Genomic DNA, 15331 nt, shown 5'->3' with positions numbered 1-15331 from the left:
GGCGAGTTTACCGAGCCTAATGCGTATAGTTTAGTCTAAATTTCACGCGCCCGTAAAAACTTGACCGGCATAAACTATATAGTATCTTAGCATCACGACGCCGCAGATAACTACAAGAGAGTTTGCTATGATGTAGCCCACTCTATAAGCGTGATTTTTAAGAGCCGTTAGCGCTATAGTGATAGGGGTCAAGAGCCCCAATCCTACGACGCCAAGCCAAAATATAAGCGCGTATTGCCCCGTAGTAAGCGCTTGCTTTGCCGCGAGCGCACTCGCTCCGCCCTCGAAATATAGTCCCAAAAATAGTATAGCTATAAGCGGTATCTCGAAAAGTACGGCGCGCAAGTCCATAACCAAAAGATACTTCACGTTGTCTTCGTTAAGAAGGTGTTTGAAGCACAAAAGTCCGACCAAGATGTTTGTCGCTACGCCTGAGCTAAAGCCTGATGTTAGGAACAAGATCGGCAAAATCGGCGTGTTCCAAAGCGGAAGCTTCGTAATCGCGCTAAGCAAAAAGCCCGTATATATACCTACGCCGATCGCAAGGCCGAAAAGCGCCGTCTCCACTATCTTTGAAAGAGGCGCGAAAGAGCGAATCAGCCTAGAAATAGGGCGTAAAATCGCTAGAATTTTATACTTTTCTATCTCTTCTTCGAAAATAATTACCGCAAAAAGGTAAGCTAGCGGCGTATAAAGCAGCAGTAACGCAACGCCGATAGACATAACGGAACCAAAGTTATACTTAATCAAAATCCAGTAAAAACTAAGCGGCTTGCCAAGGTCAAGCACCAAAAGCGCAAGGCCCACGGTGATCGTTATAGGAGCTACTAGAGCGCCCGCCTTTACCATCGCGTCCCAGATACTACCGTCTTGTTTTTTGTGGTAGTTCCACTTAACAAGCAACGCAACCATCATCGCGCCTGCAGATAAACCAGCCAAAAATAGATAAACCGCTATCGGCCACGGCCAGTAAATTTCATTATATTGCGCTACGCTTCCCCACATATTATTCATGGCTTCCTCCTTTGCGGTTAGCTATCATAGCAAGCTTCGGTTTGGTTTTAAGCTCGGCTTTAGGATAGTAGTGAGCTTTATTATTTAAAATTTTACTTACTTCGCTGTTTGGATCGTTTATATCGCCGAATGCCAAAGCATCGGTCGGACAAACGGTCACGCACGCAGGCTGCTCGCCTACGCTGACTCTAGTTTCAAAGCAAAACGTGCATTTGCCTATCTCGCCGGTTTTTGGCTCGACGTAGCGAGCGTCGTAAGGACAGGCCAGGATGCAGTATTTGCAAGATACGCAGGTAGAGTGATCTAGCAGCACGATACCCTCAGCCGTCTGAAAGCTAGCTCCCGTAGGGCAAACGGTCACGCACGGAGCGTCCTCGCACATCACGCAGCTGTGTCTGCTAAAGTCGGTTTTTAAATTTGGAAATTTGCCCTTTATCTGCGAATGGACTTGAAGTCTAAAAACGCCTCTAGGCACTTCGTTTTCGCTCCTGCAAGCCACCGAGCACGCTTGGCAGCCTATGCAGAGGTTTTCGTCATGTATCATTCTATACGCTTTTTTCATCTTTTTTCCTTTACGCTTTTATTATCTTGACGCCGACGTTTCGCACCATCGTGGAGGCGACGGGGCCGATCACGGTAGGATCTAGTAGCTTGCTTTGATTCGTTCCTACGCCGTTCGTGCGTTTTAGTCCGGCGCTTTCGTGACCGAAACCGTGATAGACGAAAAGCGTATCTTCTCTGATGCCCTCGGTAAGCATCACGTTTGCCTTTTCCTTCGCGGTTTTGCTTTGAAGAGTTATCTTATCACCGTCTTTTAGCCCGTATTTTTTCGCGGTATTAGGGTGTATCCAGACGGGCGCGCTACTCATCAAGTCGTTTAAAAATTCGACGTTTTGCGTGTGGCCATTGGTGTGTATCGGCGTTTTGCCGCTCATTAGGCAAAGCTCCTCGCCGAAAAATACGTCCATGCCCTCGGCGTTTAAGCAGCCGTATCCGGGAAACTGCTTTTCGACTTTTTCGCTAAAAAGCTCTATTTTGCCGCTATCGGTTTTAAATTTGACCTGCGACTCCATCAGCCCGCCGTCGCCCACGAACTGCTCCGCGTAAGGGAATTTTTTCGTAAATTCTTTTACGCTATCTTTTTCTCTAAACAAAATCCCCGGCACCTTCCACGTGACGTAGCCGTCTTTAACCAGCTTTGCCAAAAGCTCGGCGTTTCCCTTTACTTGTCGCATTCGCCACTCGTCCATCGTATTTGCGGAGTACTGCTCGTCTATTTTCATCCTGCGGGCTAACTCCCTAAAGATATCGTAGCCGTTTTTGGTGTCGCCGACGGGATCTACGACCTTATTTCTTATCATATACGCGGGTTTTAGTCCTGATTTATCCTCGATGCCTTCGTCGCGCTCCAGATAGGTGCTCTCAGGCAGTATCACGTCCGCCCATATCGCAAAATCGCTCATATAAATGTCCGAACAAACGATAAAATCAAGCTTTTTTAGGCTCTCTATCGTAGTTTCCGTGCCCGCGACGTTGATCGGGTGGTTAAACCTTATGCTAAACCAGCCTTTTACGGGATAAGGCTTTTCGCTTAGTATAGCTTGCGGGATCTCCATCAAAACGCCGTGGCTTCTGCTGACGAATTTGTTTCGTCCGTCCTCGCCCGCAGCGTCTATTCTAGGCACTTTAGGTACTTTTATCGCGGCGTCCGGGTTCGTAATCTCGGGGATTAACTCTTCGCCGATTAGTTTGTTATAAAATTTAGCCTTTTTACCGCCGAAGATTCCGCCTTTTTTCTCCCAGTTGCCCATCATCGCGTTTGCCGTCATTATCGCGCGAGTGCGGATGTATTCGGCTCTAGTCGTAGTGGTGTTGTGACCGAAGTCGATGATGACTTTAGGTGCGGCTTTCCAGATTTCGCCCGCGATTCGCTCGACGGTTTTTGCAGGTATTCCGGTAATCTTTTCTTGCCACTGCGGAGTGGTGTCTTTGGTCGCTTCTACGACTTTGTCAAATCCGATCGTAAATTTTTCTATAAATTCTTTATCGTAAGTGCCGTTTTTGATCCAAGTATGGATAAGGGCTAAAACGAAGGCCAGATCGGTTCCCGGTTTTACGGGTAGCCACTCGTCGGCTTTTGAGGCCACGACGCTAAAGCGCGGATCTAAAACCAGCAGCTTGGTATCTTCTTTCGCGGCCATTTTAGCTAGCTTTTTAGCATCGGCGATGACGATGCCTTCAAAAAGATTGTGACCGAAATTTACGACGTATTTTGCGTTGCCGAAGTCTCTTTTTAGCTTCGCGTCGCCGTACATATGCTCGCAAACCATCTGATAGGTGATCGGGCAACAGGAGAAGTGCGAAAAGCAGTTTGGTGAACCGTACGCGCTGGCAAATGTCGTCATTAGCTTGTGCGTTTGGCTTGATTTTGCCGTAAATACAAAGCTCTCGGGACCGTATTTTTCCTTGATTTCTAGCATTTTTTTAGCGACTAGGTCAAGCGCCTCGTCCCAGCCCGCCTCGCGCCATTTGTTTTCGCCGCGCTCGCCTACTCTGATGAGCGGTTTTACGATGCGCTGCGGATCGTAGAGCTGATTGTGCCCGCTGCCGCCCCTTGCACACACGGAAGTCGCCGTGCCGCTTACCTTGCCGTTGCCTTGGATGAAGACGTTTTTGCCGTCCACGACCTTGGCCTCGATAGGACAGCGAGAAGAGCACATCTCGCAAAAACTATAAACGGTCTTATCGCCGCCTTCTAGCGCTTTGGCGCCGACTGCGCCCAGGGTACCTGGCGCATACGTCATCGCAAGCAAGCCCGTGGCGGTGGATGCTTTTAAGAAATTTCGCCTCGAAGTATCCATTTTTTCTCCCTTTTTGAAATAAATTTACCGAAATCTTAAATAATCAACGTAAATTATACGTAAATTTTTCGTATCAATATAAATTTTAATTGATAACGACTATTTCGTTTTTTAGGGAAAAAAGCTTAAATTTAACTTCAAAATTGTCAAATTTACAAATATCAAATTTTAAAGGGTGATGATATTTGAGTCGCCGTTTACTTAAATTTATAACTTAAAAAGTATTCTTGCGGTTTGCGTCAAAAATTAATTTAATTTTATTTGTATATAATTCGCGTATTTTTTCAAAAAGGCAAATTTAATGAAAAAGCAAATTTACATCATTCACGGCTACGACGCTTCTCCGCAAAGCCACTGGTTTTCCTGGTTTAAAGATAAAGTGCGCGGCCTTGCCGAGGTGGAAATCTTAAAGATGCCAAACCCTCAAGCGCCAAAGCTAAACGAGTGGCTAGAAACGATGAAGCAAAACGTAAATTTAGGCGAAAATTCATTTATCATCGCGCACAGCCTAGGCACGATAACTAGCCTAAATTTTCTTAGCGGTTTTGCAAATTTGCCAAAATTTGGCGGTCTAGTCCTCATATCGCCGTTTGACGAGCCGATTAAGGAATTTGCGATTTTGGATGAGTTTTGCGAACCGCAAATCGCCTACAAAAAGATAAAATCGGCGACGAATTTTATAAAAGTAATAGCCGCAAAAGACGACTATATCGTGCCTTGCGAGCTTAGCCTAAAGGTAGCGAGAAATTTAGGCGTAACGCCCGATATCTTTGAAAAAGGCGGACACTTTATGAGCGCGGACGGCTTTAGCGAATTTGAGTTTATATTAAATTTATTTAAACTTAAAGACGAAAAATTATCATAAAATAATAACTAAAAAGTAAGATTATTTAAAAAAAATTACTATAATGCGCATTTTGATTTACTAAATTTATGTTCAAGGATCTGTTTTGAGCGAGTTAAAATCCCTATTTTTCAGTATGACGTCGGCCGTCGTGCTACTTGTTATATTTGCCATCGGTAGCGGCGCGGCGACGATAATAGAAAGCTACTACGACACAAAAAGCGCGTGGGCGGCGGTTTACGGAGCGAGTTGGTTCGCTTTAGTACAGGTGCTTTTAGGCATAAATTTAGCTTACAATATTTTCAGATACAACCTTTTAAGAAAAGAAAAACTGCCCGTTTTGATATTTCACGTTAGCTTTTTGTTTATGCTTTTAGGCGCGGCGATGACGCGATATCTAGGCTTCGAGGGTAACATACACATCAGAGAAAACGAAACATCAAACGCGGTATTTGGATCCGTTTCTAGAATAGAAATCGCCGCCGAAAAAGACGGTCAAATTTACTCAAACTCAATCCCAAAACAAATCACTTCCATCGGTTCAAACGACTTTAACTTGCCGCTTGAAATCGCGGGCAAAAAAGCAAATTTAACCTTTGACGGATACTACAAAAAGGCCGAAACCGAGTACTACGAAGCGGAAAAAGGCGAGCCGCTCGTTAGACTTGCAGTATCAAGCCCCGACTCAAAAGAAGAAATAAGCCTGCAAGCCGGCGAAACTCGCGAGGTGGGCGGCGTTAGCTTTGCGTTTGACGCTCAGCCGCTACTTGAAAATTTCGTCAAAATCGAGCTAAAAGAGGGCAAATTTTATCTAACATCAAACCAAAATATCGGCTACTTTACGATGGCGACGAATGAAAAAGGCGAGTACGCGAAAGACCAAGCGACCGAGTTTTTACCGATGCAGCTCTATACGGTCACGGACGTAAATTTCGTTCCAAAATCGCTGCTAACCAAGGCGGCCAAGAGAGTCGTGAGCAAAAACGGCGAATACGACGCATTGGTGGCAAATTTGACGTTTGACGGCCAGACGCAGCAGCTCATGCTCTACGAAAACAGCTACATACCGGCTAAAGCTAAGATCGACGGCGTACTTTTTAACGTTTATTGGGGCTCAAAGATGGTCGAACTTCCTTTTTCTTTAAAGCTTGAAGACTTCGAGCTTAAGCGTTATCCGGGTTCAAATTCGCCAATGAGCTACTCTAGCGACGTTATCGTCGAGGACTCTAGGTCCGGAAACTACCCGTATAAAATTTATATGAACCACGTATTAGATCACGACGGATATAGATTTTTCCAAAGCAGCTACGATCAAGACGAGCTTGGCACAGTGTTATCCGTAAACCGCGACCCAGGCAAGATTCCGACCTATGTCGGCTACTTTTTGCTAGGACTTGGACTATTTTTCAACGTCGTAAATCCTCGGTCGCGCTTTAGAAAACTAGCCAAAAAGATAAACGAAGATGCCGTGAAAAAAGTCGCTAGCTTCGCGCTAATCGCCTGCTTTGCGGCATTTGCCCCAAGCAAAACCTACGCTGTCGATAACGCTAGAAATATCGACGCAAACCATGCCAAAGAGCTTTCGACGCTAATTATCCAAAGCGCAGACGGCAGGATGAAGCCTTTTGATACCGTAGCAAGAGAAATTTTAAACAAAATCCACCGCGGCGATACGCTAGACGGCCTAAACGCAACCCAAGCCATACTTTCGATGATGGTAAACGCCCCGTACTGGCGCGACGTGCCGATAATCTACGTCGGAAATAAAGAGCTAAAAAAGCTAATCGGCATAGACGAAAAGGCCAAATACGCAAGCTATAACGACTTTTTTGCAAGCGATAAAGACGGTAAAATCATCTACAAACTCAACAAATTTGCCGAAGCCGCAAACCGCAAAACTCCGGGCGAGCGCGGAACGTTCGATAAAGACCTGCAAAAAGTGGACGAGCGTCTAAATATCCTTTATATGGTGTTTATAGGCGAAGTCTTTACGATGTTTCCAAAGATGGACGATCCAAACAACAAATGGTACGGTATAGCTTCGGCTATGATATATCTCCCTAAAAACGAGAGCGAGGCAATCGGCAGGATGCTAAGAAGCTACTTCACTAGCGTTGCCGAAGCTACCGAAAACAGCAACTGGCGCCGTGCAAATCAAGCTCTAGCCGAGATAAAAACCTATCAACAAGAGCACGGCAAAGCAGTCATCCCAGGCGAAAAACGCGTCGAGATGGAGCTGTTTTTTAACGAATATAAAATTTTCGAGTCGCTAACGCCGATATATCTTTTGGCAGGATTTGGCCTTTTATGCTTCGTGTTTGCCAAGATGGCAAGGCCTAAACTAAATATAAAATGGCTATTTGGTATCGTTTACGGAGTAAATATCTTGGCGTTTTTACTACACACTTTCGGCATCGGCATACGCTGGTATATTTCCGAGCACGCGCCGTGGAGCAACGCCTACGAGTCGATGATATATATCGCTTGGGCGCTTAGCTTATCGGGCCTCGTATTCTCTCGCCAAAGCCCGATAGCCATGGCGCTAACCTCGATTTTAGCGGGCGTTACGCTATTTGTAGCGCACCTTAGCTGGATGGATCCGCAGATCACTACTCTAGTGCCTGTGCTTCAGAGCTACTGGCTAACGATCCACGTTTCAGTCATAACAGCTAGCTACGGATTTTTGGGACTTTGCTCGCTACTTGGTATGTTTACGCTCGTGCTTTTTGCTCTGCAAGGCGGCAAAGAGCATAAGGAAATTTCGCGAAATATCCTAGAGGCCACGCGTATAAACGAGATGGCGATGATACTAGGCCTTAGCCTACTTACGATGGGAAACTTCCTAGGCGGCGTTTGGGCGAACGAAAGCTGGGGTCGATACTGGGGTTGGGATAGCAAGGAGACGTGGGCGCTGGTTTCTATTTTAGTTTATGCGGCGGTTTTACACATCAGATTTATCCCTAAGCTAAACAGCCAGTACGCATTTGCCGTGACTTCGATGTTTGCTTATTGGTCGATCATAATGACCTATTTTGGCGTCAACTTCTACCTAAGCGGCATGCACTCGTATGCTGCGGGCGAGCCGATACCGGTGCCTACTTTCGTATGGGTGGGCGCGCTTTTGATGGTCTTGATCGCGGTTTTGGCGTACTTTAGAAAGCCCGATAAAACGATAAAATTATAATGAATCAAACCCTCATAATAGCGATTTTGGCGGCGATTTTTTTAATAATCGTCGCCGCGCTAATTTTTCTCGTCGTCAAATTTAAACACGGCGACAAAACTACTCAAAATGCACCCGCGGCAAAAGAGGAAAAAGAGCTCACCCTGCAAGATCTAATCAACATCGCCGGCAATCCAAAAAGCGATAAAAACGATCTTTTTGCGGCTTTAAAAATTTTCGCCGCCTCGTTTAAAATCCCGTCCAAACAAAACGGCAAAGCCCCAAGCGACGCAAAAGCTTATCTAAATTTCATCACGATTTTGGCCTCTCACAAAAACGCCGACGCAAAACTGATAGCCTTTATGAGCAACGAGCTAAAAAAGAAAAATCCCGAATACGTAGCCGAGATAGACTACTACGAACAGCTTGGAACCTCGCAAAGAAAAAAGTAAATCAGGTGTCAAATTTAACGTCGCCGTTTGATTTTTAAAGCAGACGATTTTATTTTTACCCAAACAAATTTGACGCAAAAGTAGCGCTTGAAAGGCAAATTTAAGTCAAGAATCAAAAAAGCGCCTTGGCTTTGAGAGCCGCTACGATTTTATTTCACAAACGGCAGTTCAAATTTAATCCACTCGTAGTCAAGTCCAATCTTCGTCGCGGCCTCGTAGCAAATAGCGCTAAGAAGCCCCGCAAAAAGCCCTGCTAGCATATCGTCGCCCATCACGCCAAGCCCGCCCTTGACATCCCTATCGATGCGTCCGATCACAGAGGGTTTCCAGATATCAAACACCCTAAAAAACAAAACCGAGAGCGCAAACTGCACCGCCGTAGCGCCGCTGATAGATATCGCCAGCCAAACGCCTGCAACCTCGTCTATCACGATACTGCCGTGATCGTGCATGCCGGTTTTTGCTTCATAATCGTCGATGATCTTGATACTATATAAAAAAAGGCAAATCGAAACCAAAAATAGCGTGGAAGCGGGCAAAATCATCAAAATCCCAAACGCCGCGACCGCGCCAGCCAGCGATCCCACCGTGCCCGGAGCTTTGGGGCTAAGACCTGCACCAAAAAACGTTAAAAATAACCTTTGCATAATTTTCCTTGAAATCAAATTTAAATCATCATCGGCGCATTTTTACTCGCCGATTTTTAGTGCGATTTTAGCAAATTTAGCTTGCAAATTTCAAAATTCGGACGCCAAATTTTCGTCGATGTCGGATATTTTCAAATTTGGAGGCACGAGCCGCTAAATTTGAAGCAAAACAGCAAATTTTGCTCTGACTTTTTGGCTCTCAAATTTTGGCAACAAGCACACCCACGCCCTGTGTAAAAACCCGCACCTTTAAAACGTCAAATTTGACGCCAAATACGGCACGACGTCTCTCTCCAATAAAGCCACAGCCTAACACCATAAATCAACAATACTAAATTTGAGTTTTTGCGGTGCGGGTCTGGGCGAGTAAATTTAAAGCCCGAATTTACAAAAACTTGGTTATAAATTTGAGCGTAAGAATTTTAGCCGTAGTATCGTGGGACAAATCTAAATGCCTTACTTCACCTACGGCTCAAATTTAGCAAATATAAGACGCGCGGCTTACTAACTAAATTTTACCGACTCTACAAAAACGCCTGCTAGACTAACCGCTTTTGCCAAAATCTCAGAAAGCAAATTTAAGTCAGCGACGTCGTCTGATAAAGCTTCATCAAATTTTCGTAAAATTCCCTCTCCGTCTGCTTTTCGAGCAGTCCGTTGCTAGGGAAAAGATCGTCGCAAAGCTTTTGGATATTTTCAAATCGGTTCGGGAAAAGCTCGCTCAGTATCATCGCCGAGATGTCGCGCCGCATGAGGATCGCAGGCGGCAAGATACCCGCTAGCAGCAATGTTTTTAGCGTCTGGGCGTGGTATTTGATGTGGTGGTGCTGGCCGTGCGGGCAAGTCTTGGTGCTAACTAGCGTCTTGCACTCGTCGCAGTAGACGAGCTCGGGCAGCACGACGATGTCTAAATTTAGATCGTTTTTGTATCGCTCTAGCACCGTGTGAGCGACGTTGTGATCGTAAAACATCCCGATACCCGCGTGATTTTGCCCGACTATGAGCTTATCCGCACCCAGCCTATGCGCCGCGATGCACTCTAGCGTCGGATTTAGGTGCGAGCTAAAGAGATTTGAGTTCTCAAAAGGCACGATGATCAGGCGGTTTTTGGGGATGTAGTTTTGGATGAAGTATTCTAGCACGCTTTTTTTGAGCGCAAAGCTCATCATCTCGTCCGCGCCGTGGCTTTTTAGTAAAAATAGCAACACCAGATCGGACTTATCTATCGTCATCCTGATCAGACGCTCGTGCGCGCGGTTAAAGGGCTCCGCGGTTAGCATGATCGCCGAGACCTTGCGGACGTTTTGCTCTCTTTTTACCTCTTCGATGAGCTTTCTTACCTCGGCTAATTTGTCGTCGTAGATCTTTATCTCGCCGCTCACGGCTAGTTCGCCGCTTTGGCTTTGCTGCGCGGGCGCGGCTTCGTTGGCGCGAAAGATATTTTGCGAGCTTTTTTCGGCGTTAAATTTAAAAACCTCGCCGACCTCGATATATCCCACGACCTTACCGCCGCTGATAAGCTCGATATGATCGCCCTTTGAGGCGTTTTTTATCGTTTCTTGATTGCGCTTGCCGTGCGGAGCGAAGACGAAAGTATATGGCATCGGCTCGCCGGCTAAAAAGCCCGTCTCATATATCTCGTTCGCCTCTTTTTCGTTCATCAGGCGGTTAAATTTGCTAAAAATTTGATTTTCTATGAGATCAAGCGCGCCGAAAGCCTCGTCGTTTATCCAAACGGCGTTATTTTTTCTTGACGACGTCATATTTTTTCCTCTTTTCCCAAAGCGATTTGCGCGAGATGCCTAGCTTTTTGCTAAGCTCGGTGTCGGGGTATTTGTCCTGATAGTTTACGATGATGTGCTTGATGTAGTCGTCGATCGTCAAAATTTCGTCGATTTGGAAATTTTTCTCGTCGCTTGCGATGTTTAGCGTCTCCATCGGCGCTTCTTCGTTAGGATTGGTCGAGCTTGCGATGAGCTTGCGTTTAGCGGCGAGAGATATGATCTGATTTTTGGCCTCTTGACGTAAAATTTGAAAATTTGAAAAATACAAAAGCGTGCGCGGATTTGCCGCGGCGATAGCTTCTACGTCGATGCCGGGTTCTAGCGGGACGTATTTGAAGCTCAAATTTAGCGCCTTTGCGTACTCAAAAACGAAATTATCGGCGTTTATCATTTTATTGCACTTGATGAGAAGCGGCAACTTTATGCGCTTAAAGTCGAAATTTAGCGCCGAGACGGCCTTAAAATGATAGTTTAGGTAGTCCTGATAGGTTTTTATAAACGTTTGCAGCCGCCTAAACTCCTCGAAATGCTTGATCTTTCGCACCAGCTCCTCGATCATAAACGGCTTTTGTATGTAGTCGCTAGCGCCCGCTTTTATCGGGATCGAGACGGTGTCGTTACTGATGTACGTGATGAGCAGGATGACGACGGAGTCTTTAAATTTTTGTATGATTTTTAGCGTGTCATCGCCCGCAAATGCGCTAGAGAGCAGCACCACGTCAAAATGTACGTCCTTGGCGCCCTCCTTTGCCCTCTGCTCGGGCTCGCTTTTCATCGCCTCCGCCGCGCTCCTTGCTATCTCGCACTCGTAGCCTAGATTTTCTAGCTTTGATGCGATGCTTTGGGCTAGGTAGATTTCGTTTTCTATTATCAAAACTCTCATTTTTTTACTTTCGTCGTTTTATTTTTGCGTCCAGTCGTAAATTTTTAGACTCGCCGATGCCGTGGCGGCTATACCCTCGCCCCGCCCGGCAAAGCCTAGCTTTTCGGTCGTCGTGGCCTTTACGTTTATGCGGTTCGGGGTTAAATTTAGCGCATTTGCGATGTTTATTTCCATCGCAGATTTAAATTTACTAAGCTTTGGTCTCTCGGCGATAACTGTGACGTCGGCGTTTATCAGCTCAAAACCGACGCTTTGAACAAGCCTATATGCTTCTTTTAGTAACATAGCCGAGTCCGCCCCCTTAAATTTATCGTCGGCATCGGGAAAATGCTCGCCTATATCACCCAGCCCGGCTGCTCCAAGTATCGCGTCGATGAGCGCGTGGATAGCTACGTCGCCGTCGGAGTGGGCTTTTAAATTTCTTTCAAAAGGGATTTTTTCGCCGCCGATTGTTACGAAACTTCCCTCTTTTTTCTCTTCTTCAAAGGCATGCACGTCAAAACCGTTGCCGACGTAAATTTCGCTTGACGGCGCGCTAAGGCCGCAAATTTTGGCTAGATCGTCTTTAAACGTGATTTTTCTTGCGTTTTCATCGCCTTGCACGTACCAAATTTTACCGCCCGCAGCAGCTATCGCCGAGCTATCGTCGGTGTAAATTTGACCTGATTCAAGCGCGCTTTTTAGCATCGCCGTGCGCGAGAGCTGCGGAGTTTGGATGAGTTTAATCTGCTCTCTATCTACGACGCCCGCACCCAGATAAACCGTATCGGGCACCTTTAGCGCAGGTACGACGCAGTCGGCGTTTTGGATGCCGCCTATTATACGCGAGAAAAGCTCCGCGCTAATCATCGGACGAGCGATGTCGCTAACCAAAACAAATTCGCTTTGAACGAGTTTAAGAGCGTTTTTTAGGCTCTCTTGACGCGTTGCTCCGCCTTTTACGAAGCGATACGACGGGGCAAATTTGCTCATATATTTTTCCTCGTTTGAGGCGATGATTATCTCTTTAAAAGCATAATGCGAGCTTAAATTTTTAGCCGCAAAGAGCCATAGCGGATCGCTTCCGACGCGCAACCACTGCTTTTTAACGGGCATTTCGAAACGGCTGGAGCTTCCGGCTCCGAGCATTATCAGCGTAACGTCTAGCAAAATTTCTCCTTTGGCGAAGTGTTACGATATTATACATCCCAAAAGCTTGTTTTTATCTTTTTTGAGTAAGATTAGAACCAAAATTTTAAGGAGCGAAACATGAAAGAATTTCGGGTCAAATTTGACTCCGCCGACAAAACTCCGACGCAGATGTACTACGCTAAAAAAGGCGTCATAACGCCCGAGATGAACTACGTAGCGCAGGCTGAAGCGCTAAATCCCGAGCTCGTTAGAAGCGAGGTCGCCGCGGGCAAGATGATAATCCCCGCCAACATCCATCACGAAAATTTGCTCCCGATGGCGATCGGCAGGGAGGCCAAAACCAAAATCAACGCAAATATCGGCAACTCGAGCCTAAGCAGCGATATAGACGCCGAGCTTGAAAAGCTGCAAATTTGCCTAAGATACGGCGCCGACACGGTCATGGATCTAAGCACGGGCGGCGATCTGGATATGATCAGAAGCGCCATAATCGCAAGCTCGACCGTCCCCATAGGCACCGTGCCGATGTATCAGATCATCCACGACATAAAAGAAGTCGAAAATTTGACTACGGATGACATCCTAAAAACGCTTGAAAAGCAGGCGCGCCAGGGCGTTAGCTACTTTACGATACATGCGGGGTTTTTGCTCAAATTTATGCCGCTAGTCGCAAAGCGCAAGATGGGTATCGTTAGCCGCGGCGGTAGCCTAACTGCTAGTTGGATGATGCACCATCATAAAGAAAACCCGTTTTACGAGGCCTTTGACGATATTTTAGAAATTTGCGCCGCTCACGACGTCGCGCTATCTCTAGGCGACGGGCTGCGTCCTGGCTGCCTATACGACGCGACTGACGAAGCTCAGCTTAGCGAGCTGCAAGTTTTAGGCGAGCTTACGCTGCGCGCATGGGAGAAAAACGTGCAAGTGATGATCGAAGGGCCGGGTCATATTCCTTTAAACCAAATAGAGTATAATATGAAAATCGAACGCGAGCTGTGCCACGGCGCGCCATTTTACGTGCTAGGGCCGCTACCTACGGACATCGGCGCGGGGTATGATCACATCACTTCGGCTATCGGCGGGACGATGGCGGCCTTTTACGGAGCATCGATGCTGTGCTACGTGACGCCTAAAGAGCACCTTGGTTTGCCAAACGCAAACGACGTGAGAGAAGGCATCGTAGCGCACAAGATCGCAGCTCACGCAGCCGACGTCGCACTGGGCAAAGCAGGCGCGATAGAGCGAGATCACGCGATGAGCGATGCTAGATACGCTTTTGACTGGAACAGGCAGTTTGAGCTAAGCCTAGATCCCGAAAAAGCGCGCGAGCTACACGATGAGAGCTTGCCGCAAGAGTCGTTTAAAAAGGCGGAATTTTGCTCGATGTGCGGGCCTAAATTTTGCGCGTATAAAATTTCGAAAAATCTAACGAAGGAGAAAAATGTTAAGTAAAGAGGATGTCTTAAACAGACTAAAAGGCGTGATATATCCGGGCTTTGAGAAAGATATCGTGAGCTTTGGATTCGTAAAAAACGTCGAAATCGGCGAGAAAATTTTAATCGAGGTCGAGATCGTAAGCTCAAATCCCGACGTAGCAAACGAACTGCGAACCGACATAAAGCGCGTGATGGGCTCAAACGAGTGCGTTGTTAGCATCATCCAGCCAAAAATCCCAGAGGAAAAAAGCAACTCTCAAAGCGGTAAAAACATCGCTCCGCAGATCAAAAATTTCGTAATGGTAAGCTCGGGCAAAGGCGGCGTGGGCAAGAGCACTACGACGTTAAATTTAGCTATCTCGATGGCAAAACTAGGCAAAAAAGTAGGCATCCTAGACGCCGACATCTACGGTCCAAATATCCCTAGAATGCTCGGCGAAGTGGGTACTCAGCCTCAAGTCGTCGGCAACAAACTAAAACCGATCCTAACTCACGGCGTCGAGATGATGAGTATGGGCGTGCTAATGGAAGAAGGCATGAGCCTCATCTGGCGCGGCTCGATGATCATGAAAGCTATCGAGCAGCTGCTAAAAGACGTATTTTGGAGCGAGCTAGACGTGTTGTTTCTCGATATGCCTCCGGGAACGGGCGATGCGCAGCTAACTCTAGCTCAAAGCGTACCGGTGACTGCTGGCGTGTGCGTCACGACACCGCAAGTAGTCGCACTTGATGACAGCAAACGCGCGCTAGATATGTTTGAGAAGCTTCACATCCCAATCGCCGGCGTGATAGAAAATATGAGCGGATTTATCTGCCCTGAAAGCGGCAAGGAGTATGATATATTTGGCAAAGGCACGACCGAGGAAGTAGCAAAAGCCTACGGCACCGAAGTGCTAGCCGAGATACCTATTGAGCCGGCTGTTCGTGTGGGCGGCGACAGCGGTAAGCCGGTGAGCTTTTACGAGCCAAATTCGGTCACGGCTAAGCGCTACGAAAAAGCGGCGACTAGGCTGTGGGAGATAATCGAAAATATCAATAATGACGGCGGCGCGGACAACTCGTCTATCCAGCCCGTGATGGACGGCAAGAGCGCTTGCTCGAAGTAAAATTTAAAAT

General features: G+C 46.7%; 12 protein-coding genes. 5 read left to right on the top strand and 7 right to left on the bottom strand.

Going from position 1 to position 15331, the window contains the following annotated elements; all coding sequences use genetic code 11:
• Window positions 1-42: 42 nt before the first annotated feature.
• From nrfD to phsA, 3 genes are read right to left on the bottom strand one after another with little or no spacing between them, the layout of a single operon-like run.
• Window positions 43-1014, bottom strand: coding sequence for an NrfD/PsrC family molybdoenzyme membrane anchor subunit (gene nrfD / locus H7R39_RS01745; protein WP_185897705.1), 972 nt, complete (start codon window positions 1012-1014; stop codon window positions 43-45).
• Window positions 1007-1576, bottom strand: a complete 570-nt coding sequence (locus H7R39_RS01740; RefSeq protein ID WP_185897704.1) for a 4Fe-4S dicluster domain-containing protein — start codon at window positions 1574-1576, stop codon at window positions 1007-1009. The genes nrfD and H7R39_RS01740 overlap by 8 nt, the downstream gene beginning before the upstream one ends.
• A gap of 10 nt (window positions 1577-1586) precedes the next feature.
• The gene (phsA, locus tag H7R39_RS01735; RefSeq protein ID WP_185897703.1) at window positions 1587-3875 is read right to left on the bottom strand and encodes a thiosulfate reductase PhsA; all 2289 of its coding nucleotides are present in this window, start codon (window positions 3873-3875) and stop codon (window positions 1587-1589) included.
• 301 nt (window positions 3876-4176) lie between these two features.
• On the opposite strand from phsA, the gene H7R39_RS01730 reads away from it, so the two are divergent.
• The 3 genes from H7R39_RS01730 (at window position 4177) to H7R39_RS01720 (ending at window position 8334) form a co-directional block, all read left to right on the top strand.
• Complete coding sequence (locus tag H7R39_RS01730) at window positions 4177-4740, top strand: RBBP9/YdeN family alpha/beta hydrolase (RefSeq protein ID WP_185897702.1); 564 nt, start codon at window positions 4177-4179, stop codon at window positions 4738-4740.
• A gap of 85 nt (window positions 4741-4825) precedes the next feature.
• Window positions 4826-7903, top strand: coding sequence for a cytochrome c biogenesis protein CcsA (gene ccsA, locus H7R39_RS01725; RefSeq protein WP_185897701.1), 3078 nt, complete (start codon window positions 4826-4828; stop codon window positions 7901-7903).
• A complete protein-coding gene (locus tag H7R39_RS01720; protein ID WP_122862756.1) occupies window positions 7903-8334 on the top strand; it encodes a fatty-acid--CoA ligase in 432 nt (143 codons plus the stop codon). Before ccsA ends, H7R39_RS01720 begins: the two co-directional genes overlap by 1 nt.
• A gap of 149 nt (window positions 8335-8483) precedes the next feature.
• Here H7R39_RS01720 and H7R39_RS01715 read toward each other — a convergent pair whose 3' ends face one another.
• From H7R39_RS01715 to H7R39_RS01700, 4 genes are all read right to left on the bottom strand, one after another.
• On the bottom strand, window positions 8484-8981 hold the full coding sequence (locus H7R39_RS01715; RefSeq protein ID WP_185897700.1) for a phosphatidylglycerophosphatase A family protein: 498 nt from the start codon (window positions 8979-8981) through the stop codon (window positions 8484-8486).
• A gap of 578 nt (window positions 8982-9559) precedes the next feature.
• Window positions 9560-10744, bottom strand: a complete 1185-nt coding sequence (locus H7R39_RS01710) for a sulfate adenylyltransferase (protein ID WP_185897699.1) — start codon at window positions 10742-10744, stop codon at window positions 9560-9562.
• A complete protein-coding gene (locus H7R39_RS01705) occupies window positions 10722-11648 on the bottom strand; it encodes a response regulator (RefSeq protein ID WP_185897698.1) in 927 nt (308 codons plus the stop codon). The genes H7R39_RS01710 and H7R39_RS01705 overlap by 23 nt, the downstream gene beginning before the upstream one ends.
• Window positions 11649-11666: 18 nt before the next feature.
• On the bottom strand, window positions 11667-12797 hold the full coding sequence (locus H7R39_RS01700; RefSeq protein WP_185897697.1) for a bifunctional 2-C-methyl-D-erythritol 4-phosphate cytidylyltransferase/2-C-methyl-D-erythritol 2,4-cyclodiphosphate synthase: 1131 nt from the start codon (window positions 12795-12797) through the stop codon (window positions 11667-11669).
• Between the two features lie 99 nt (window positions 12798-12896).
• Here H7R39_RS01700 and thiC point away from each other — a divergent pair, with 99 nt between their 5' ends.
• On the top strand, window positions 12897-14231 hold the full coding sequence (thiC, locus tag H7R39_RS01695; protein ID WP_185897696.1) for a phosphomethylpyrimidine synthase ThiC: 1335 nt from the start codon (window positions 12897-12899) through the stop codon (window positions 14229-14231).
• The gene (locus H7R39_RS01690; RefSeq protein WP_185897695.1) at window positions 14221-15321 is read left to right on the top strand and encodes an Mrp/NBP35 family ATP-binding protein; all 1101 of its coding nucleotides are present in this window, start codon (window positions 14221-14223) and stop codon (window positions 15319-15321) included. The genes thiC and H7R39_RS01690 overlap by 11 nt, the downstream gene beginning before the upstream one ends.
• The last annotated feature ends 10 nt before the right edge of the window (window positions 15322-15331 follow it).

It is taken from the genome of Campylobacter massiliensis (genome assembly GCF_014253065.1).
Classification (GTDB): Bacteria; Campylobacterota; Campylobacteria; order Campylobacterales; family Campylobacteraceae; genus Campylobacter_A; species Campylobacter_A massiliensis.
Note: the sequence above shows the minus strand (reverse complement) of the source record. Positions and strands in the feature narration are given on the sequence as shown.